The 21,146-nt window shown below is 43.0% G+C and carries 25 protein-coding genes and 1 riboswitch; of the genes, 8 read left to right on the top strand and 17 right to left on the bottom strand.

The genetic code is table 11. The features are described 5' to 3' along the window. The first annotated feature begins 184 nt into the window (after nt 1-184). Both DIC78_RS20515 and cspD read left to right on the top strand, forming a co-directional pair. The gene (locus tag DIC78_RS20515; protein ID WP_024121800.1) at nt 185-1,333 is read left to right on the top strand and encodes a diglucosyl diacylglycerol synthase; all 1,149 of its coding nucleotides are present in this window, start codon (nt 185-187) and stop codon (nt 1,331-1,333) included. A 245-nt stretch (nt 1,334-1,578) separates the two neighbouring features. Beyond that, the gene (gene cspD / locus DIC78_RS20510; RefSeq protein WP_003153604.1) at nt 1,579-1,779 is read left to right on the top strand and encodes a cold-shock protein CspD; all 201 of its coding nucleotides are present in this window, start codon (nt 1,579-1,581) and stop codon (nt 1,777-1,779) included. A 43-nt stretch (nt 1,780-1,822) separates the two neighbouring features. Here the strand turns inward: cspD and degR are convergent, their stop codons facing one another. Beyond that, nucleotides 1,823-2,005 (bottom strand): transcriptional regulator DegR, encoded by a 183-nt coding sequence (gene degR, locus DIC78_RS20505; RefSeq protein WP_010334663.1) that lies wholly within the window; start codon nt 2,003-2,005, stop codon nt 1,823-1,825. 156 nt (nt 2,006-2,161) lie between these two features. Here degR and DIC78_RS20500 point away from each other — a divergent pair, with 156 nt between their 5' ends. Then, the gene (locus DIC78_RS20500) at nt 2,162-2,431 is read left to right on the top strand and encodes a DUF2564 family protein (RefSeq protein WP_024121801.1); all 270 of its coding nucleotides are present in this window, start codon (nt 2,162-2,164) and stop codon (nt 2,429-2,431) included. Between the two features lie 27 nt (nt 2,432-2,458). On the opposite strand, the gene DIC78_RS20495 is transcribed toward DIC78_RS20500, so the two are convergent. Together DIC78_RS20495 and DIC78_RS20490 are read right to left on the bottom strand one after the other, a co-directional pair. Beyond that, complete coding sequence (locus DIC78_RS20495; protein ID WP_024121802.1) at nt 2,459-2,641, bottom strand: zinc-finger domain-containing protein; 183 nt, start codon at nt 2,639-2,641, stop codon at nt 2,459-2,461. After that, the gene (locus DIC78_RS20490; protein ID WP_106020330.1) at nt 2,634-3,314 is read right to left on the bottom strand and encodes a ribonuclease H family protein; all 681 of its coding nucleotides are present in this window, start codon (nt 3,312-3,314) and stop codon (nt 2,634-2,636) included. Before DIC78_RS20490 ends, DIC78_RS20495 begins: the two co-directional genes overlap by 8 nt. 82 nt (nt 3,315-3,396) lie before the next feature. On the opposite strand from DIC78_RS20490, the gene DIC78_RS20485 reads away from it, so the two are divergent. Genes DIC78_RS20485 through sspL form a run of 3 tightly spaced genes read left to right on the top strand, consistent with a single transcriptional unit; the run spans nt 3,397 to nt 4,654 of the window. Then, the gene (locus DIC78_RS20485) at nt 3,397-4,086 is read left to right on the top strand and encodes a queuosine precursor transporter (protein WP_024121804.1); all 690 of its coding nucleotides are present in this window, start codon (nt 3,397-3,399) and stop codon (nt 4,084-4,086) included. Then, nucleotides 4,086-4,484, top strand: a complete 399-nt coding sequence (locus DIC78_RS20480) for a reverse transcriptase-like protein (RefSeq protein WP_024121805.1) — start codon at nt 4,086-4,088, stop codon at nt 4,482-4,484. The genes DIC78_RS20485 and DIC78_RS20480 overlap by 1 nt, the downstream gene beginning before the upstream one ends. A gap of 41 nt (nt 4,485-4,525) precedes the next feature. Further along, nucleotides 4,526-4,654 carry a small, acid-soluble spore protein L gene (gene sspL, locus DIC78_RS20475; protein WP_010334670.1) on the top strand — a complete coding sequence of 43 codons (129 nt, stop codon included), beginning with the start codon at nt 4,526-4,528 and terminating at the stop codon, nt 4,652-4,654. 8 nt (nt 4,655-4,662) lie between these two features. On the opposite strand, the gene DIC78_RS20470 is transcribed toward sspL, so the two are convergent. From DIC78_RS20470 to DIC78_RS20405, 14 genes are all read right to left on the bottom strand, one after another. Then, nucleotides 4,663-5,550 carry a 5'-3' exonuclease gene (locus tag DIC78_RS20470; protein WP_095713142.1) on the bottom strand — a complete coding sequence of 296 codons (888 nt, stop codon included), beginning with the start codon at nt 5,548-5,550 and terminating at the stop codon, nt 4,663-4,665. A gap of 97 nt (nt 5,551-5,647) precedes the next feature. Further along, nucleotides 5,648-5,794 carry a hypothetical protein gene (locus tag DIC78_RS20465; protein ID WP_003230761.1) on the bottom strand — a complete coding sequence of 49 codons (147 nt, stop codon included), beginning with the start codon at nt 5,792-5,794 and terminating at the stop codon, nt 5,648-5,650. A 74-nt stretch (nt 5,795-5,868) separates the two neighbouring features. Beyond that, nucleotides 5,869-6,126: a YpbS family protein gene (locus tag DIC78_RS20460; protein WP_024121807.1), complete on the bottom strand. Its 258-nt coding sequence runs from the start codon at nt 6,124-6,126 to the stop codon at nt 5,869-5,871. Nucleotides 6,127-6,190: 64 nt separating this feature from the next. Beyond that, nucleotides 6,191-9,772, bottom strand: a complete 3,582-nt coding sequence (gene dynA / locus DIC78_RS20455; RefSeq protein WP_127696836.1) for a dynamin GTPase — start codon at nt 9,770-9,772, stop codon at nt 6,191-6,193. A gap of 178 nt (nt 9,773-9,950) precedes the next feature. Beyond that, the gene (gene fbpC, locus DIC78_RS20450; protein ID WP_100069434.1) at nt 9,951-10,040 is read right to left on the bottom strand and encodes a Fur-regulated basic protein FbpC; all 90 of its coding nucleotides are present in this window, start codon (nt 10,038-10,040) and stop codon (nt 9,951-9,953) included. A gap of 70 nt (nt 10,041-10,110) precedes the next feature. Next, entirely contained in the window at nt 10,111-10,617 is a 507-nt protein-coding gene (locus DIC78_RS20445; protein ID WP_127696835.1) for an isoprenylcysteine carboxyl methyltransferase family protein, read from the bottom strand. Between the two features lie 3 nt (nt 10,618-10,620). Continuing rightward, the gene (locus DIC78_RS20440; RefSeq protein ID WP_127696834.1) at nt 10,621-11,718 is read right to left on the bottom strand and encodes a type III polyketide synthase; all 1,098 of its coding nucleotides are present in this window, start codon (nt 11,716-11,718) and stop codon (nt 10,621-10,623) included. Between the two features lie 72 nt (nt 11,719-11,790). After that, nucleotides 11,791-13,107 carry a xanthine permease PbuX gene (pbuX, locus tag DIC78_RS20435; RefSeq protein WP_106020004.1) on the bottom strand — a complete coding sequence of 439 codons (1,317 nt, stop codon included), beginning with the start codon at nt 13,105-13,107 and terminating at the stop codon, nt 11,791-11,793. Beyond that, a complete protein-coding gene (gene xpt / locus DIC78_RS20430; RefSeq protein WP_059336603.1) occupies nt 13,104-13,688 on the bottom strand; it encodes a xanthine phosphoribosyltransferase in 585 nt (194 codons plus the stop codon). Before xpt ends, pbuX begins: the two co-directional genes overlap by 4 nt. A 91-nt stretch (nt 13,689-13,779) precedes the next feature. Next, nucleotides 13,780-13,879, bottom strand: a riboswitch (purine riboswitch). A 144-nt stretch (nt 13,880-14,023) separates the two neighbouring features. Then, nucleotides 14,024-15,529, bottom strand: a complete 1,506-nt coding sequence (locus DIC78_RS20425) for a carboxypeptidase M32 (RefSeq protein WP_101860390.1) — start codon at nt 15,527-15,529, stop codon at nt 14,024-14,026. Nucleotides 15,530-15,641: 112 nt separating this feature from the next. Next, a complete protein-coding gene (gene kdgT / locus DIC78_RS20420; RefSeq protein WP_024121814.1) occupies nt 15,642-16,637 on the bottom strand; it encodes a 2-keto-3-deoxygluconate transporter in 996 nt (331 codons plus the stop codon). 49 nt (nt 16,638-16,686) lie between these two features. Then, nucleotides 16,687-17,277 (bottom strand): bifunctional 4-hydroxy-2-oxoglutarate aldolase/2-dehydro-3-deoxy-phosphogluconate aldolase, encoded by a 591-nt coding sequence (gene eda / locus DIC78_RS20415; protein WP_127696833.1) that lies wholly within the window; start codon nt 17,275-17,277, stop codon nt 16,687-16,689. A gap of 1 nt (nt 17,278) precedes the next feature. Then, complete coding sequence (kdgK, locus tag DIC78_RS20410; RefSeq protein WP_127696832.1) at nt 17,279-18,253, bottom strand: 2-dehydro-3-deoxygluconokinase; 975 nt, start codon at nt 18,251-18,253, stop codon at nt 17,279-17,281. A gap of 34 nt (nt 18,254-18,287) precedes the next feature. Then, nucleotides 18,288-19,307, bottom strand: coding sequence for a LacI family DNA-binding transcriptional regulator (locus DIC78_RS20405; protein ID WP_127696831.1), 1,020 nt, complete (start codon nt 19,305-19,307; stop codon nt 18,288-18,290). Nucleotides 19,308-19,528: 221 nt separating this feature from the next. Between DIC78_RS20405 and kduI the strand changes: the two genes are divergently transcribed. Beyond that, on the top strand, nt 19,529-20,356 hold the full coding sequence (gene kduI, locus DIC78_RS20400) for a 5-dehydro-4-deoxy-D-glucuronate isomerase (protein ID WP_024121818.1): 828 nt from the start codon (nt 19,529-19,531) through the stop codon (nt 20,354-20,356). 1 nt (nt 20,357) lies between these two features. Then, nucleotides 20,358-21,122 (top strand): 2-dehydro-3-deoxy-D-gluconate 5-dehydrogenase KduD, encoded by a 765-nt coding sequence (kduD, locus tag DIC78_RS20395; RefSeq protein ID WP_095713151.1) that lies wholly within the window; start codon nt 20,358-20,360, stop codon nt 21,120-21,122. Nucleotides 21,123-21,146: the final 24 nt, after the last annotated feature.

The raw sequence follows: 21,146 nt of genomic DNA, 5'->3' as shown, positions 1-21,146 counted from the left end.
CATCTGATTCAGTATGCGTATAACAAAAATTTAAAATACTGGAATCCGAATCTTTTAAAATTAGTTTAATTTTTTCACTGCATTAATAATTCGATTATGTATTTGTGTTATGTTTATGTATAGACAATAACTCCTTACGATGCATGAAGCTTGCTTGTTGTTGATTACATTGAGGTGAATTTACTTGAATACCAATAAAAGAGTATTAATTTTGACTGCAAATTACGGAAATGGACATGTACAGGTAGCCAAAACGCTTTATGAACAATGTGTACGTCTCGGCTTTCAGCATGTAACAGTTTCTAATTTGTATCAAGAGTCAAATCCGATTGTTTCAGAGGTAACTCAGTACCTTTATTTAAAAAGCTTCTCAATCGGAAAACAGTTTTATCGTTTGTTTTATTACGGAGTTGACAAAATCTATAATAAACGTAAATTTAATATTTACTTTAAAATGGGAAATAAACGATTGGGCGAACTTGTCGATGAACATCAGCCCGACATCATTATTAATACATTTCCGATGATCGTCGTACCCGAATACAGACGGAGAACAGGAAGAGTTATTCCTACCTTCAACGTCATGACTGATTTTTGTCTTCATAAAATTTGGGTTCACGAAAATGTGGATAAATATTATGTGGCGACAGATTATGTGAAGGAAAAACTGATTGAGATCGGGACCCATCCCAGCAACGTGAAAATTACGGGAATTCCGATCAGGCCTCAATTTGAAGAATCGCTGCCGGTAGAGCCGATTTATAAAAAGTACGATCTTTCGCCTGATAAAAAAGTGCTGCTCATCATGGCTGGCGCACACGGTGTATTAAAGAACGTAAAAGAGCTGTGCGAAAACCTTGTTATGGATGATCAGGTGCAAGTGGTGGTCGTATGCGGAAAAAATACGGCTTTAAAAGAATCCTTGAGCATACTTGAAGCAGAAAACAGCGATAACTTAAAGGTTCTCGGCTATGTAGAGCGAATTGACGAGCTCTTCCGGGTCACAGATTGCATGATTACAAAACCAGGCGGCATTACTTTGACAGAAGCCACTGCTATCGGCGTGCCTGTCATTCTGTACAAACCAGTGCCCGGACAAGAAAAAGAAAATGCAAATTTCTTTGAGGACCGCGGAGCTGCAATTGTCGTGAACCGACATGAAGAGATTCTCGAGTCTGTCACCTCCCTTCTTTCAGATGAAGATACCTTACAGCGAATGAAGAAAAACATTAAGAGTCTTCATTTGGCACACTCCTCTGAAGTGATTTTGGAGGATATTTTGAAGGAATCAGAAATGATGACGACCAAACAAAAAGCCAAGGCGCTTTCTTAACTGATGTTCTTGCAGGAGCACACGAAAAATCGTGTGCTCTTTTTATTCGCATTCATCTTTTCGTAAAAGCGGTTACATTTTTTTGAGAAACTTGCCCTTTTTTTCAAAAATAAGCAGTTTCGCAACTTGACGCGTGCTGCCAGATGGTGTATAGTTGAACCATCATTTAACAACGAAACGAAGTTAAATGATACAAAATTTTTTTTAGCACATAGGTGCTACAGTACTAGGAGGAATTAAGCAATATGCAAAACGGTAAAGTAAAATGGTTCAACAACGAAAAAGGATTCGGCTTCATTGAAGTTGAAGGCGGAGACGATGTATTTGTTCACTTCACAGCTATCGAAGGAGAAGGATACAAATCATTAGAAGAAGGACAAGAAGTTTCTTTTGAAATTGTCGAAGGTAATCGTGGACCTCAAGCTTCTAATGTTGTAAAACTCTAAACTCAATATAAGTTGACAAATAGAGGAGAGGCAAATGCCTCTCCTATTTGATTTTCATCTGAATTTCGATCGCTAAAATGTTTTGTTTGCACCTCTGCTCAATCTCTTCAATATGCTTTTCCATTGACGGCTTTCCTTTTTTCGCAATATCCGCAAGTTCTTCTAAATCATTGTATATTTCTATAAATGTTTTGTGAAGGATCGATTTTAAGTCTTTATCATCCATAGCTGTGCTCCCCTTCTCTACCAAGATACCTTAAATAGTAAAACAGACCTACTCATTCAGGTTCAATGGTTATATCGGCTTATTTTTTATTTTATTTTCTATTTTGGCACATAAATTTAAAAAAACTCAGCAAAATAGTTGCGGAGGTGTTTTTTTGTGAACTCAGAATTTCATGAAGAGGATCAAACTGGATTTACCGATAAACGGCAGCTGGAGCTAGCGGTGGAAACAGCGCAGAAAACGACCGGCGCCGCCACAAGAGGCCGAAGCTCAACATTACTCAATTCCGCATACCAAGCCATCGAGGACGCCAGGGAGCTTTCACTGTCTCAAGAACTGGCAGCTCTTGATGATCCTGAATTTGTACAGCAGCAACAGCAGCTGTTAGATGCCTGCCAGCATCAGCTGGATGAATTTAAAAAATAAAACCGCAGAAGCTGCGGTTTTATTTTTTTAGTGCTTGGTTAAGACATCTCCATATGATTTAAGCTTTTCCCCCACGGTACATTTATTGATACAAAATGAATGTGCGTATGTTTTGCCAAACTCCTTGCGAAACTGCTTCTTAATAAAACAGTCTTTGCAATATTCATCTTGCAGTTCTGTCAGTTCCTTATATATAGCTTTCTTATCCAATATTGTCATCTCCGTTACAGTCTAATTTCATGTGGCTTTCTACGAATTGATGAGATAGGATTTTTTTTGCGAGGCCATCAGCTTCCTGATTTTCTTTTCGCTGTATCGTTTCGTATGTCGGACTCAGCTTTAGTGACTCAAGAAGCGCTTCTATTTTATCCAGCCATTCATTATGGGAGGGATCATAGCAAGGCCAGCTGCCGTCAAGCTGGTTCAGCACAACAAGAGAGTCCCCTCTGATCGTGATTGAATTTCTGCTAGCTCCGAGCTCTCTTACTTCTCTTATCGCTTCATAAAGAGCGGCATATTCAGCTTCGTTATTGGTTTTCAGACGGAAGCTTTTATTTTTTCTTAAGCGGTGGCGCGCCCCTCCCAATGAATAATAAATGACGATTCCGAGCCCGGCCAGCTGGCTTTCCTTATCGAAACTGCCGTCAAAATAAACGGTAATGTCATCAGGTTCATGCGCAAGCTCCTCAGTCAGCTTTTCTAATTCCTTCAGCGTCCAGACGCCGCCCTTCTCATCTTCGAATTCAAGTTCCTTCATATAAGGAAAACGGCCGAGTTCCCTCGCGAGCATACGTGCTTCCTGAACAGTCAGCCAGTTTTCGCCCAAAAACGAGACAGGCCCTGTCCCTTTTGCTTCTATTTTCATGTGCGGTCTGAGATTCAATATAATCACCTTACCATTCATTAGTTGCCGGGCTTGTGCTATAATCAAACCATTCTTAACCCGGAAAGGAAGCTTCTTCATTTTGTTTAATAACTCTTTTTGGATCTTTTTTGCGATCATTCATTTTATCATTGTTCTTTTATTTTATAAAGGATTTGGCAAAATGGGTTTATTTGTGTGGATCGGCTTTGCAACAGTCTGTGCCAACCTTCAAGTCGTCAAAACGGTTGAACTGTTTGGCTTAACAGCAACGCTCGGGAATGTGATGTACGGCACAATCTTTTTTGCTACAGATGTGCTGAATGAAAAATATGGGCCAGCTGAAGCGAGAAAAGCTGTATGGCTCGGGTTTTCGACTCTCCTGACACTGACTTTTGTTATGCAGGGCGTTCTGCTTTTCGAACCCGCTTCGAGCGATATTTCACAAACAGCGCTGGAAACAATTTTCGGTTTTCTCCCGAGAGTTGCTTTGGGAAGTCTGCTTGCCTTTATCTTCAGCCAAACACTGGATGTTTATGTATATTCGGCAATTAGAAGGATATTTCCTTCCGATCGGCTTCTATGGCTGAGAAACGGCGGCAGTACAGCAGTCAGCCAGCTGTTCGATACATTCATTTTTACCGGAGTCGCTTTTTTCGGTACATATCCGGCGGATGTTTGGCTACATATTTTTATTTCTACATATTTGATTAAGTTTGCGGTATCTCTGATTTCTCTGCCCTATGCTTATGCGGCGAAAAAAATGATTCCGAGTGACGAAAGGAGTACATGATGCCTACAGAAATTTATGTTGACGGAGCGAGCGCCGGTAATCCAGGGCCTTCCGGCATCGGCATTTTTATCAAACATGAAGGAAAAGCAGAATCTTTCTCGATTCCAATTGGAATGCATACCAATCAGGAAGCGGAATTTCTGGCGTTAATTGAAGGCATGAAACTGTGTGCAGCGCGCGGGTATCAATCGGTCTCCTTTCGAACTGACTCGGATATCGTAGAACGCGCAGCCGATCTTGAAATCGTGAAAAATAAAGCGTTTCAGTCATTTGTCGAAGAAATCATCCGATTAAAAATGGCCTTCCCTCTTTTTTTCATCAAATGGATTCCGGGAAAGCAAAACCAAAAAGCCGACCAGCTGGCAAAAGAAGCGATTCGGATGAATGATAAGAATTAAATCAAGCTGAATGGTTCATCCTATTGATGAGGTGAACAAACATGAAAAAGAAAGATAAGGGCCGGCTGACCGGCGGTGTTTCCCCGCAAGGCGATTTAGAAGGAAATACACATAATGACCCTAAAACAGAGCTTGAGGAAAGAGCTAAAAAAAGCAATACAAAACGCTAGAGAAGATCTTAAACGATCTCTCTAGCGTTCAGTTTTTCAAGCATACGCTCTATTCCTTTGATCTGATGGCGGCGAAGCATGACAGCCGCCTGCTCCATATTCAATGTAAAAACGGCTTCTGTCAGCGTACAGGCTAACGGCACAGAGCAGTTAATCTCAGCAAGCTTCCTCGAAATTTCCAAGTCGCTTAAACCTTGCTGAATTTTCCCCTGCTGTCCCTTTGGAAGAAGAGACAGATTCTCCAGCAAGCGGTCAATTGTTTCGTATTCACGAATCAGTTTATACGCGGTTTTTTCTCCAATGCCTTTTACTCCGGGATAATTATCACTGGAATCGCCCATCAGCGCTTTGATGTCAATTAAAGCCTTGGGCAGGACACCTGTTTCTTCGTAAAATACTTCTTTTGTATACATTTTATAATTGCCGATTCCTTTTTGAAGCAGCGCAACGCTTACTTCGTCCGTTAACAGCTGAAGTAAATCCCTGTCGCCTGTTACGATCGTAATATCCGTTTCTTCAGAAAACAAAGCTGCAAGTGTTCCAATACAATCATCCGCTTCGTACCCGGCAAGGCCAATATTCATGATGCCAAGTTCAGCGGCCGCTTCCTTTGCCAGATCAAATTGCGGTATCAGCTCAACCGGCGGCTGGCTTCGGTTCGCCTTATAATCCTGAAACAGATCATTCCGGTACGTTTTGCTGCCCATGTCCCAGCAGCATACAACATGTGTAGGCTGAAATGTTTCCACGGCTGTGATTAAATGTTTCAAAAAACCGTTAACGCCGTTTGTCGGAACCCCGCTGTCATTTATCATAAAGTTGCGATGCACGGCTGTGGCGAAAAATGCCCTGAATAATAGAGCCATGCCGTCAACAAGCAATAATTTATTTTTCATATGATAACTCCTTTTTCTATCAGTCGATCTATTTTACCATAAGTGCCGCGAAAATAAAAAACAGCATCTCTGTATAGAGATACTGTTTGCGGTTAAATTAATCGTTGTGTCTTTTATTGCTGGCAATCAGCTTTTCAGCTTCGCGTCCTGCGTAAGAGTCGAAATGGGTTTGAAACCCGTTTTTCTTTTTGGCATTGTTATTGGCCTGTGCATTTCTGTTACCCAGCTTTGTTCTGCCCAACATAAATCCCCCCTTACGTCGGATACATATAGTATGCGCGTAACGGAGGATCTACACTCGAGGCAGGATCATCCAGCTTATGTGCGGCTGACGTATTCGTTGACCATTTCTTTTGATACCAGACGTCTAGTCGGTACGATGCCTTTCTTGGCCAGCTGATTCATCTTTTCTGTAATTTCATTAATGGCATCTGTTGAAAATGGCTCATCGTTTTTGCATTTAGCAACAGCTTCTTCAATCGCCATTTCACGAAGGTGTTCAAGCTGCATAAATGTTTTAATATGCTCGTGCTGTTTTGCAGAATGTGCAGAAATTGCTTTATGTACCTCTGACATCAATCGTTCATCTCGCTTTTTCTATTTAGTCTATCATGACTTGAAATGCAAGCCAACTGAATTTTTACATTTTGATTGTATCGCCTTTTCTCTGCCAAGAAATACATGCTTGATATGCATCTTCTATCTCTTTCACATGTTCCCCCTCTGCGTATCCTTTTACATACGTATCTCTTTGGCCCTCTATTTGCGCCAATGCTTTTTCCGCCATTCCATACTGCTGGTGTCTGACATATTCAGCATAATGAGATATAAGGCTTTCTTCTTCATTTTTAATCCAGGCCTCCGTTATTTTCATAAGCTTCGTCCGCACTGCTTCAATGAAGCCTGCTTTTCCTTTCTGTTCAAAAAACTGCTTCGGAGATTTGATTTGTTTTTGCTCCTGTTCAAAGGCACGTTCATCGATTTCAGGTTCAACTTCTTTGAGCTGTATGCTGTTAGAGAGCTGATCATCCGCATAAATGGAGAAATATCCGTCTTCTTCCAATGTTTTTTGACAGCTTTCCAGCCACTCTTCAGTGATATGCCGTTCGATGAAACCGCTCATTCGAATGTCGAGCGTTTTGATCTCCTGAATATATTCAAATTGATAATCATGTAATGCGCTTTTTATCGCCGCACTGATATTCTTTTTCCAATCTCCATTTTGAAGACCCGGATGAAATGCAGATTTTAACAAATCATTCGCAAAAAAGGACAAACGCTGTGTAATGTGATAAAGCTGCTCCCTTGTATCCTTTTTTACTTTCTCAATAATGGTTTCTGAATTGCGGCGTTCCTTGATATCAGCAACTGCCCGCTCAAACGATAACAGAAGGCGCTTTTTTTGCGCTTCCTTTTCTTCTTTGGACTGATGCTGAGATTGATGAAGCTGTAAGACCGTCTCACATAGTTTGTCTGCTTCTGAGCTAAGCTGGGCCGCAGCCGCTTTCTTTACATCGACCTCAATAAACTGGTCTAAATGTGCTCTTGCTTTTGAGAACTGATTATGATACGTTTCCGGTTTTCCTAAAAGCTCTTCTTTACTTGACACGTAAAAGAGCTGCGGATCATGAATTCCTTCTTTTAAAAGCTCTGATCTGACATAATCCGTGACCGTTTCGAGCTCTGCTTTATCTTTCGCAAGATCAGCGGCATTAATGACAAAAAACATTTTATCCATGCTAAGCGATTCTTTCACGAGTCCCAGCTTCCGTAAAAATGAGCGGTCTCCTTTCGAGAAAGAATGCTGATAATAAGTCATGTAAAAAAACGCATCGGCATCCTTGATATATTGAAACGCAAGTTCTGTATGCCGTTTATTCAGACTGCTGGCTCCAGGTGTATCAACGATCGTAATCCCTTTTTCAGTCAGCGGGCTTTTATAATAAACGGTCACTTCCTTTACAGCACAAGCCGTTGTCTCCTCAGCTACATACGGTTTTAATTCGGAGAGCGGAATCGTTAATATCTTTTGGGCCTGAATATATTGCTGATATTTTTCATATGCAAGCAGGAAATGACTGATCATGTTGATTTGTTCTTCTTGCAGACGCTCTTTTTTGATTGCCTTTTTCCATTTTTCCGCAAATGACCGTCCTTGTGGTTCCTCTTGCATTCCTGTGAGCTGCATGATTTCAGCTGTTATGTCACCCTCCGTCTTAAACATGACATCCGCTGTTTTGTGAGATTTGCCGTTTACCGGTTTCGTTATTTTGTTAATCGTTGCTGTTGTCGGTGTCGGTGATGACGGCAGCACTCTTTCACCAACCAGCGCATTGGCAAATGAGGATTTTCCTGAACTGAATCCGCCAAATAGAGCAAGTGTAAATTTTCGGTCTTCCAGCCTTTTAATCCTTTCACGAAAAGCTGAGGTTTGTTTTGACAGCATACGATATCCGCCCAATAGATCAGACAGTGTGTAAAAGCGTTTTATCTGCTCTTGAAGCGGCAGCTCTTTCCCGCTTTTCACTTCTGTTTTTAGCGTCTGCTGCTTTGTATGCTGTGCTTGGCTTTGTTTCTGTTCTGGAGCCTCGACCTTTTTTTTCTTCGTTCTAAACCAGTCCGGATCTATGTTTATTGGGCTTGCAGACTTCTCTTCCCAGATCGCCCACATCCGGTCGGCTTTCTCACGGGCATGTTGTTCATGACTGGCCTGTTCTTGAAGATAAGCCAGCTTTTCCGATTCCTGCGCGAGCCGGCCATTGATCAATTCCTGTTCTATAGAAGTACTCTCTTTTACCGTGGAGGTAAGTGTTTTGATGATGTCTGACGCTTCAGCTTTCGCCTCTTTACGGATCAGCTCCGCCAAATCTTTTGTATATTGCAAGACATATTCAGAAGAAAATGCTGCACCTTGCTTGACTGCACGTTCAATGATATCAATATGAAGCGGCGTGCGATAAGCCTGGATCAGCTTTTCACTTTCAGCTGATTGAATACCAAATCCCTTGGCGAGTTTATGCAAAATATCTATGATATGCCAATCCGATTCAGCTTCCGTTCTTTTTTTCACATCAGAGAAAAACTCTTTTCTCCTTTTTTCTCTTTCCTGTGCAGTCTTTGCTTTAGAAAAGAAAAAACCGGTCTTAAAAGAGGGCTCACGTGATTCTAAGTAAGCTGCTGCCAGTTCACGCATTTCAAAAGGCGTCAAATTAGCGTTTCTTAAAATTCGATTGACTTCCTCCTGCATCGTGCTTTCTGCCTCAATCGGTTTATTTGCTGCTTCGGTTGATTGAAGCTGCAGGGAATCCACCAGCCGCACTTGTTTTTCAAGCTGTTCTCCAAAACTTGGACTGTCCGTATCCTCTTTCATGAGCATCTCTGTGTGCTCTCTCAGTAAATTCTGTACTTTTTGTTCAGTAATGGAATGCAAATTTCTTTTTGAATGCTGTTCAATTCTTTTTAACTCTTTTCGCAGGATACCGATTTGATTGAATGGGTGATTCGGTTCCGTCACCGACGTAAAAAAGAGTGCATCCTTCGGAATTCCTTCTTGACAAAGCATCTCCTCCACTTGCGCTTTGTAATCTTCAAAGCGTGTCTCAGTCTCATCATGTCTGTCAATTTGATTAACGATAAAATAGACATTCGGAATGCTGTCTTTGATTGACCTAAGAAACAGTACATTTTCCTCAGAGTGGACATGGTTATAGTGTACGACGTAAAACAGCGCATCTGCCTGGTGAAGAATAGATGCCGCCGATAAAAAATGAGCCTCATCTGTTGAGTCAATCCCGGGGGTATCAATATACGCAACTCCTGGTTCAATTTCAGTATACCGGTCAAAAATTTCTACGGTTTCAATCTGCTCCCCATCCTTGCAATATTGCTGCACCTTGTCTTTATGATAGGCACCCTCCAGCTCCGCACACGCTCCGTCTGTTGTATGAAGACGAACACGCTTTTCTCCGTTTCTGATCACAACAAGGTTAGCGCTGGTCGGAATTGGACTTGTCGGCAGAATATTCTCCATTAACAGGCAGTTCAGCAATGACGATTTCCCCGCTGAATAATGCCCTGTAAACGCGATATAAATTTCTTCATCTGCGGCTTTCTTAACAACTGAAGCCAGTTTAGCCGCCCTTTTTTCATCCTGGTTCTCAATCAATTGTTCATAAAGTGCCCCAGTTTTGTACAAAAGTTCTTGTCTGCTGCGTTCTGTCATAAGTCTGAACCCCTTTGTGCCGTTTCAATTATGAATCTTTTTTGAAAGATCTGAATAAATCCCACTTCCATTTTACACAAGAATGACCCAAATTTCTTTATGAGAATAGAAAAAAGCTGCCGAAGACGGCAGCTTTTATAAAAGAAAATCTGCAACTTTTTTACAAGTTCCAGATTCTTTAAACAGATTTATTAGAGATTCCTTTCAATACAAAACCAATTAATACACTATATGTACAAACTGCCCCAAGCAAAAACAGCATTGTCATTTGCTTCACCATCCTGATTGAGAATCTTTTTCAAGTTCATTCTAACATGGATGAGAATGATATTCAATCTCTATTTTGCTGTATATTCTCGTAATGCTTGCTCCTCTGCACGTATTCTGACAGACAGCATAACGGCATTTAAAAGTGAAAACAGACACATGGTAAAGTACGCTTGATACAAGAGCGGAATCAGGATGATTTCTAATACGACAACTGTATAGTTTGGGTGCTTCAGCCATTTGTAAGGCCCTTTTTTGACAAGTTCAGCACCCGGAACAACAAGAATTTTTGTATTCCAGTATGCTCCCAAGGAACAAAGCGCCCAATATCGAATCGTCTGTACTGCCAATATAGCCGCTGCTATGCCTGACCACCAGTTTGAAGGCTGTTTGTGCAGCAGCAGTACTTCGGCAATTAACGATAGAAAAAAAAGAATGTGCATGATGATAATATACGGATAGTGGCCCTCCCCGCATTCTATCGCCCCTTGTTTTTTCACCTTTTGTTCGTTTCGTCTCGCCACAGCCATTTCCGCTGCTCTTTGAGCAGTGAGCACAGTGATTAGCATCCAAAACATGAGTTATGCCCCCTTTTCCCAGCTGAACAGCAGCAATTCTGATGAAAATCCCGGCCCCAATGCACCGATCAGCCCCCGTTCTGCTTCGTTTTTGCTTCCGTTCTGCAGATGGTGGTCGATTACATACAGAATGGTGGCTGATGACATATTTCCGTATTTTTTAAGGATAGTTTGCGAAGACGCAAGCTGCTCAGGTGACAGTTCAAGACATTTAATGTATGCATCAATGACTTTTTTTCCGCCTGGATGAGCCAGAAAGACCGTAATATCGCTGAATGAAAGCTGATGTCCATTCAAAAAAGCCTGGACATTTGTCTTCAACCATTTTTCAACCAAAGTCGGAATATCCCTTGAAAAAATGACTTTGAAACCATGATCGGTAAAGTCCCAGCCCATAACATCTTCAGATTGTTTCATCAATACAGATTGCGAATCCGATATATTCGGCAAAAGCTGGAGCCTTGTCAGCCGGCGGTCCGCCTTCTCCCCGCATAATAATGCCGCTGCAACGCCATCCCCAAAAAGTGATGTGCCGATCAAATTGCTTTTCGTTTTATCTTCAGGCTGAAATGTCAGACTGCACAGCTCAGCAGCAATGACAAGAACAAAAGCCTCCGGATACGCTTTGCAGTACTCAGCAGCGCGCGCAAGCCCGCTCGCCCCTCCTGCACAGCCGAGTCCCCAAAGCGGAATTCGCTTCGTATAAGGAGAAAACGGGAGTTCATTCATCAGCCGCGCCTCAATGCTTGGTGTGGAAAGGCCCGTGCTGGAGACGAAAAAAACAGCATCCACTTTTTCATAAGGAATGGGTTCTTGAAGATAGGCTTCATTTGCGAGACACTTTTGAACAGCACTGACGCTATGCCTGAGTGTTTCCTCTATGTAAATTTGATTTTTTTCTTCGAAGCTGTGCCCTTCTTTATACCATTCAATCGGTCTCACAAATTGTCTCGATTCAATTTGCCCGTTTTTAAAGGAGGTTAACAGCCGTTCTATATCTTTAAAGGATTGCTGAAACATATATCTTGCAAACTCCGCCGCCTTTTCTTGATTCACATCATTCTCAGGAAGACTTGTCCCGATCGACAAAACAAACGCCATTTGATCACCTCTTAGCATACATTGTGCCGCAACTTTCTTTTTTATATGCAAAAAACCCCGCCGAAGCGGAGTTTACACTGCTGTTTTTTGCTGATTGACATCAGCTTTCTGTTCTGTTTTTTCAGTTTTCGAAAACATATTATATATCACATTCAAGACAACAGCTGTAAAGCTGCCGGCAACAATGCCGTTTGTTGTAAGAAGCGTTAAGGCACTTGGAAGCTGTTTAAATATGTCCGGCACAACTGTCACACCGAGCCCAAGCCCCACTGAGCAGGCAACGATCAGCAGATTTTCCTGCTTTGCAAAATCAATTCGGCTGAGCATTTTGATGCCATAAGCAATGACCATTCCAAACATGGCCACCATCGCTCCGCCTAACACGGCAGATGGAATGATTGTCGTAAAAGCAGCAATTTTGGGAAACAGGCCAAAAGCCATTAGAAGCACGCCTGTCGCCACAATCACTGTATTTTTCTTGATTCCTGTCAGCTGGACAAGACCGACGTTTTGAGAAAATGCAGTGTAAGGAAATGCGTTAAATATACCGCCCAGCAAAACAGCAAGTCCTTCTGCACGATATCCTCTGGATAAGTCCTTTTCTGACAGACGGCGGTTGGTCAAATCGCCTAAAGCAAAGTAAACGCCCGTTGACTCCACAAGGCTGACGATGGCAACGATGGACATTGTAATGATAGGGGCCGCATGAAAAGACGGTGTGCCGAAATAAAACGGCTGAATCATTTGCACAAAGGCAGCGTCTGAAACATTATCAAACTGAACTTTCCCCATAAAATACGCAATAAATGTCCCGATCAAAATACCGATCAAAATGGAGATGGACTTGATAAATCCTGTTGTAAAGCGGTATAGAAGCACGATGATGCTCAAAACGATAAAAGCGAGAGCGAGATTAGAAAGATCACCGAAGTCTGGACTGCCTTCCCCGCCGGCTATATTATTCATGGCCACCGGCATAAGCGTAATGCCAATGATGGTAACGACAGAACCTGTAACGACAGGCGGAAAAAACGAGACGAGTTTTCCAAAGAAAAAAGAAATGAGAATCACAAGAATACCTGAAGCGATAATACTTCCATAAACGGCAGAAACCCCATATTCGGAGCCTATCGTAATCATTGGTGACACAGCTGTAAATGTGCAGCCAAGCACAACTGGAAGCCCGATGCCGAAAAACCGATTGCTCCAAACTTGGAGAAGTGTAGCAACACCGCACATAAAAATATCAATCGACACCAAGTAGGTCAGCTGCTCCGCCGTCAGCCCCATCGCCTTCCCCACAATCAGGGGAACGACAATGGCGCCGGCGTACATGGCGAGTACATGCTGGATCCCTAGTGACAGCGTTTTGCCGAATCCGTTTTTCATGAACGAACCTCCTGTACAAAGGATACTTTTCCTTTTTCTAAAGATTCAATTCTTGCCAAAGATTCCACCCGATAGCCAAGCTTCACAAGTTCTTCTCTTCCCGGCTGAAACGATTTTTCAATGACAATGCCAAGTCCCGCGACAGAAGCTCCAGCTTGCTGTACGATCGATACCAGCCCAAGTGCGGCTTGTCCATTTGCCAAAAAGTCATCAATAATCAAAACGCGGTCCTGATCTGACAGATGATTTCCTGATACTGCGATTTGGCTTTCTGTTTGCTTCGTAAAGGAATAAACAGACGATGTCAGCAAATTGTCAGTGAGCGTTAAAGACTTATGTTTTCTCGCGAAGACGACTGGCACACCCATTTGTAAACCAGCCATTACGGCCGGAGCAATTCCGGATGATTCGATTGTAACAATTTTTGTTACTCCGTCTTTTTCAAATCTGGCGGCAAACTCGTCACCGATTTTCTTCATGAGCAGCGGATCAATTTGATGATTTAAAAAAGCATCCACTTTCAATACCTGATCTGATAAAACGACGCCCTCTTCCTCTATTTTTCGTTTCAGTGCTTCCATCCTGTCATACCTCCGTTTAGATAATAAAAAAAGCATTACCCGCTCAAAACAAAGAGCAAGCAATGCTAAAATAACAAAAAACCGTACACGTCCGGTCTCATTGCTCACTCATAGTCGGACATTTACGGTGCCCGGTAGAAACTTGCGTGCCATATCCACGCGATTATATGAGTGTTCCTATCATATTGTTACAAATTATATCAAGATTCTAACCTCTTGCATAGACAAAAATAAAAATTTCCGAACTTTAATTCTTTTTTTGAAAAAATCATTCGTTTTTTATGAATATTTCGATAATAAATTGAGCCTGACGTTTGAGACGCCAGGCTTTTTCATTAAGATAAATACAGATTTGAGTATTTATTTTGCAAATAATCAATCAGGTAGCGTACATTCAGCTCTTCACCTGTTGCTTCTTTAATAATGTCTAATGGCTTCTTCCGTTTTCCGTGAATATGCACTTTTTCCGTCAGCCATTGTTTAATCGGATGAAACTCCCCTCTTTCCAAGAGGGTATCAAATTCAGGCAGATCATCGAGCATTTTATGCTTCAGCTGTGCTGCATACATATAACCAAGTGCATACGATGGGAAGTAGCCAAAATCTCCACCCGCCCAGTGAACATCCTGCAAGATTCCCTCTGCATCCTCAGAAGGAGTAATACCTAAATAATCCTGATATTTTTGATTCCAAAGTGAAGGCAGTTCTTCCACTGATACTTCATTGCTGAAAATCGCTTTTTCAATTTCATAACGGATAATAATATGCAAAGGATACGTCAATTCATCCGCTTCAACTCTAATTAATGAAGGTTTTGATTCGTTGACAGCCCTAACAAAATCATCAAGCGATATGTTGCCGAACTGTTCAGGAGACGCTTCTTGTATTTTCTGATAGTATGGTGTCCAGAAATGCTTGTTCCGTCCAATAAAATTCTCGTAAAACAATGATTGAGATTCATGAATTCCCATTGAAGCACCGTCTGATAAATTCGTCCCGCTCAGCGCTTCGTCAATATTTTGCTCGTAGATCGCGTGACCGCATTCATGAATTGTGCCGAAAATAGCTGTCCGGAAATCTTTTTCATCATATCTCGTTGTCACCCGAACATCCCCGCGGTTCATTGTTGTCGCAAATGGATGAACGGTTTCATCAAGCCTTCCGCCGTCAAAATCGTAGCCGAGCTCTTGCAGGAAATAAAGGCTGAGTTCTTTTTGTTTTTCCTTAGGGAACACTTCACTGATAAAGCTTGTATCCGGTTTATTCTCTGAGGCTGACACTTGTTTGATAAGAGGAATGATCGCTTCTTTCAGCTCAGAAAACAGCTGATCAAGCACCTTGACCGTCACACCTGGTTCAAACAAATCAAGCAATGCATTATAAGGATGCTCTTCATAACCCCAATATTCAATAAATCGTTTATTGTATTCGACCAGCTCCTCCAAATAAGGGGCAAACAAGCTGAAATCAGATTTTCCTTTCGCTTCCTCCCATGCTGTTTCAGCCTTTGAACAAAGAATAACATATTCCCTGTATTCTGCTTCAGGAATTTTTTTGTTTTCTTCATACTCTTTTTTCGCCAGCTCTACAGCCTTTTTCGTATCTTCAGCCAGATCATCAAACCGTTCATAAAGCGCATCAATAAGTTCCTTCATCCGATCTGATGTCTGGATATTGAATATATCTGTCGAAAGCTGACCGATGCTTTCAGCACGGTCCTCTGAGCCGTTTTTCGGCGCGCCTGTTCTGGAGTCCCAATGCATTAATGCAACCGCTTCACTATAATGTGAGATTCTTTTTAAAAGATCAAAAAATTCCTTTTCATATGTATGTATCTCCATATCCATTCCCTCCCTATTCTAGCCGTTCCATTACAGGCTACTGGAAGGGTGTTTGAAAGTCAAATTGTTTGTATAAAAGGCTGCCGGTCTAGTTATCGGCAGCCTTCATCACTCAGTTTATCGTCATTTGATTGTTTGGCGGCGGCGGTGTTTTTCGTTTTTTCGCATTGATTTTTTTATCCGCCCACACTGTTGCCAAAGGTGTTAACAAAGAGGTGACAATAACGCTTGTCGCAATGATTGCAGTTGCCGATTCAGCAACGGGTGCAAACGCAGAATTCGCTTCCGCTAAGGCGTATGGCACGGCGACGGCCGCTCCCGCTGTTGATGAAGCTGCCACCCCCGCGACACCATCTCCCCGGGCAATGAAACGATCAAGCAAATACAAGGAGCCGCCGGATAAGATGACAACAGAGACACCGACCAAAATGCCTAATAACCCTGACTGAATCAGCATTCCAAAATTTAAAGTGTTCCCAAGTGAAAATGCAAAAAACGGAATGATTGCCGGCACTACCTTGCTGAATAAGTCTCTCAGATCATGATCAAGATTTCCAAGTATGCAGCCGAGCAAAAACGGGATGACTGTTGCCGCCAGCGTTTCCCACGGAAAAGCAGCCAGTCCGGTAACACCGAATGTAACCATGGTCATAAAAGGTCCAGATTCTGTACTGATAAACGCGAATGCGCCGGCATCTTCTTTTCTGCCCATATGATTCATGAGCGCCAAATAGAGGCCGCCGTTCGTTTCATTCATCACTGCAACAATGGCTAGAACAGAAAGACCTGCAAAGAATCCGGATTGTATGCCTTCATCGGGTATAAATTGAGCCGCAATCACACCGAGCAGTGCCGCAAACCCGATCTTTCCCAATAATAAGGTAATCCCTTTTCTCGCAATATAGCCTGAAGAACGGAAATCAATCGTCGCTCCAACGCAAAAGATAAAAACGCCTAGTATGGGAAGGGTTCCTGTAATAAGCGCACCCGTAAACCCTCCAAAAAACTCTGCTGTTCCAGGCGCAAACGTATTAAGCGCTGCTCCCAGAAACAGCGGAATAATCATCATTCCGCCAGGTACCCGTTCAATTGTCGCTTTGATTTTCATATATATTCTCCCATCCTCCGGTTATGGAAAAACAATACCCCTTATGTGGCTACACTTGGAAAACAGCCTGTAAATCCTCTTTTGAACAGCTTTCCAGCTGGCTTCCGACTCCGACGGCACCTGCCCCTGCCTTGAGCCATTCCGGAACCTCAGACGGATGGATCCCGCCAGTCGGTATAAAAGTAACCTGCGGAAAAGGGCCCGCTAAATTTTTCATAAAAGGGATGCCGAATACACCGCTTGGAAACAGCTTTAATGTAGTAAATCCGCATGTCAACGCTTTCAAAATTTCGCTCGGTGTCAGTACGCCAGGGATATAATGCCTCTTCATAAACGATAGGTGTTCAGCAAGATCTGTTGAAAAACCCGGACTGACAATAAATTGTGCTCCTGCTTCCGCAGCTTCTCCCGCCTGCTGCGCAGTGATGACCGTGCCCGCTCCGATTAAGACACCTTCCCGATTTCTGTAGGACTCAATAATAGCAGAAGCTCCAGGTGTCGTATAAGTGACTTCAATTGCCCGAATCCCTTTATCTATCAAACTCTCAATCTGCTGACAGGCCTGCTGTTTATCCTTTGAACGAATGACTGCAATCAGCTTGGCTTCTTTCAGACGGTTTTCTACTACATTGGACTCCATATTAACAATCCCCTTTCTTGTGGTGAACTGTTCTTTGAGCAGATAGAAATGCGGCTAATTTTTCCCTTGTCGGCAGACCGTCCATGTCCCCCGGTGCCTGAACTTGCAATGCGCCGATCGCATTACCCCTTTGCACTGCTTCCTTGTACGGCAAGCCATCAAGAATTCCGCTGATGACGCCGACAGCAAATCCGTCTCCGGCGCCGACTGTGTCAACAACCTGATCAACCCGGAAGCCTTCTGTATATCCTTCACTTTCCTTTGATTTAAAGTAAGCGCCTTCTTTTCCAAGTTTAATAGCGACAAAGCTGACACCTTTTTTCAGATAAAAATCTGCAATGCCTTCAGGCGTTTTTTTACCAGTCAATAGCTCTCCCTCTGCGATTCCAGGGAAGAACCAATCCGCAAGTCCCGCCAAATCATTAATCGTATGTGCCATTGTAGCTTGATCAGGCCAAAGTGCGGGTCTTAGGTTAGGATCTAATGAGATGGTTTTTCCAGCCTGTTTCATGTCTTTCATCACATAATAGGCGAATTCTTTCATATCGGCGGACAAAGCCGGGGGAATACCTGTAACATGCAGATGGTCTGCGCTTTGAAAATAGTCTCTTGGGTATTCAGCAGCTGTTAAAGTGCTTGCAGCCGAGTTCTTCCTGTAATAGGTTACCTCAGGATCGCCTTCTTTCACTTTGGACTTTAGCAGCAGCCCGGTTGGATTGCCATCCTGAGACCGGATCACGCGAGACACATCCACTCCCTCTTTTTTCAGCTCCTGAAGAATAAATGTTCCGAGCTGATCATTGCCGACTTTGCTCATCCAGCCCATTTGAAAGCCAAGTCTGGCCAGGCCGCAAGCCACATTGCTTTCTGCCCCGGCCAGTCCTTTTGAGAATGTGGAAGCTTCATGAAGGCCTCCGTACTCATTTGCGTAAAACATGGCCATCGATTCGCCGAAAGTAATCGCATCAAGCTTCATTTCCCAACCTCCCCTTAGTTGAGGGCACCTTGGATTAAAGTGACTTTCTCATGATGACTTTTGCCTCTAATTCGATGGTTTGAGGCGCTCCCTCGTCACCTTCAATCCTTTTTAATACGCGTTCCATCGCCGTCTTGCCCATATCATGTGACGGCTGGGCGATTGTTGTAATGCCCGGGCCGATGAGTTTATACCATTCCGTATCATCGAATCCGGCAATCCCCGTATCTTCGGGAATGCGCAGCCCTATTTCTTCCATACAGCTAATAATTTTCAGCATAATCAACCCATTTAAAGCAAGAATCGCTTTTTTTTGCTCAGGCATCTCATTCATAAAAGAGCACAGCGCCTTCTCAAGCTGCTCTTTGTCTTTGACGTCAATTTCATACATTCGCCTGAGTCCATTCACATTTCGCACCGCAGCAATCTCCTGATAAACAGCCGCTCTTTCCGCCCGGGGGCTGATGGATGCAATCGGTTCAGTAAACAGCGCGACATCTGTGTACCCTTTTTTGTAAATCTGCTGAAGGATCTCTTCAGTTATCCTTCTGTTGTCAGTCGTTACGGTATCCAGTTTCAGATCCGGCAATTTGCGGTCAATTAATACTGTCGGCACCTGCTGTTCGGCAAAGGAATATAAAATATCCTTGTTTTCCCCGGTTGCATTCAAAATCAGTCCTTCTACAGAGTGTGCTTCGAGCTTTAGCAGCATTTCCCGTTCTTTTTCAGGACTGTTATCAGTGTTGCACACCATTATGCTGTAGCCATATTGATCACAAACCTCTTCAACTCCCCTAAATGCTGCGACTGAAAAGGGATTTGTAATGTCGGCAACAACAAATCCGATTAATTTGCTTTTTTTTATTTTCAAACCTTGTGCCATTTTACTCGGCCGATAATTCAACTCAGTGATTGCCTTTTTTATGTTTTTTACCTTTTCAGGAGAAATCGCGTCAATTTTCCCGTTAATATAACGAGAAACAGTTGATTTTGATACTCCTGCAAATTCAGCTACGTCTTTGATGGTGATATGGCCTGTTGTTTTCTTTTTCATTCAAGTGCTCCTGTATCGTCTTATAATTTGAAACCGATTTCAAAACCGTTACAACACAAGAATACCATATTTTTTAAAATTGAAAAGTATTTTTTTAATAATGTGCTTATTCACAAAATTTCGGTTGACTCTTTTCTCTATTTATCCTAAAATTTTCTTTGAAACCGTTACCAAAATATTTTCATTCATGATGCTGAAATCCTAACCAAGGGGGAAATCCAATGGAAAATCGTTACTCTGTACACCCTGAACAAGTAAAACGCTTTACAACCGAGGAGCTTCGCAGTCATTTTTTAATGGATACGTTATTTACGGAAAATAAGCTGACCATGTATTACTCCCATGAAGACCGTGTTGTGATCGGCGGTGCAGCACCCGGACAGAGCGAACTGAAGCTTGATGCCGGAGACTTTCTTAAAACGGACTTTTTTCTGGAACGGCGTGAAATCGGTATTATTAACGTCGGCCAGCCTGGTGCGGTTAAAGTTGGCGATGATGAATATGTGCTTCAAACAAAGGATTTTCTATATATCGGGATGGGCAATCGGGATGTAGCATTTAAAAGCCTAAACGGAGAAACAGCAAAGTTTTACTTCGTCTCCTCGGGCGCGCATCAAAGCTATCCGACGCAAAAAGCCGCTCTTTCTGAACTGACACCGGACCGGCTCGGTGACGCAGCAGCATCAAATGTAAGAAGCTTGTACAAAGTCATTCATCAAGATGGCATTCAAAGCTGTCAGCTGATGATGGGGATCACGATGCTAGACGAAAACAATAACTGGAACACCATGCCGGCACACGTTCATGATCGCCGGATGGAGGCTTATCTCTACCTTGATCTTGAGAAGGATTCGAAGGTTTTTCACTTCATGGGTCAGCCGGATGAAACACGCCACCTTGTCGTCGGAAACGAGCAGGCTGTCCTTTCTCCTGCCTGGTCCATTCATTCTGGCGCAGGAACATCTAACTACAGTTTTGTGTGGGCGATGGCTGGTGAAAACTACACATTTACGGACATGGATCTTGTGCCGATGGATGGGCTGAAATAAGATGAGTTATCTGCAAGAGGCATTTTCATTAGAAGGAAAAACGGCACTGGTGACAGGGCCGGGTACGGGGATCGGCCAAGGAATCGCCAAAGCGCTGGCAGGCGCCGGTGCTGATATTATCGGCACATCACATAAAAGCAGCCTCTCTGAAACACAGCAGCTTGTGGAACAAGAAGGCCGCACATTCACTACCTTTACATTGGATATGAGTAAGCCTGATGCAATAAAGGATACAGCGGCTGAACTGTTTGAAACACAGCAAATCGATATCCTTGTCAATAACGCCGGGATTATTCACCGGGAAAAAGCGGACACTTTCGCTGAAGAGAACTGGCATAACGTGCTGAATGTGAACCTAAACAGCTTATTTATCCTGACCCAGCTAGCGGGCAGACACATGCTGAAAAGAGGTCATGGGAAGGTTATCAATATTGCCTCTCTCCTCTCTTTTCAAGGCGGCATTCTTGTTCCAGCCTATACAGCAAGCAAACATGCCGTTGCTGGTTTAACAAAATCGTTTGCAAATGAGTGGGCCGCATCCGGCGTACAAGTTAACGCGATAGCGCCTGGCTATATATCAACTGCCAATACACAGCCTATCCGGGATGATGAAAAGCGAAATGAAGACATTTTAAAAAGGATTCCTGCCGGCCGCTGGGGCAAAGCTGATGATATCGGCGGGACGGCTGTTTTTCTGGCATCTCGCGCTTCTGATTATGTCAATGGACATATTTTAGCAGTAGACGGCGGCTGGCTTGCCCGCTGACAAAATGAAAAAGCTGATGATCAT

The sequence above is a fragment of the Bacillus halotolerans genome (genome assembly GCF_004006435.1).
GTDB classification, from domain to species: domain Bacteria; phylum Bacillota; class Bacilli; order Bacillales; family Bacillaceae; genus Bacillus; species Bacillus halotolerans.
This window is presented reverse-complemented; position numbering and strand designations above follow the sequence as displayed.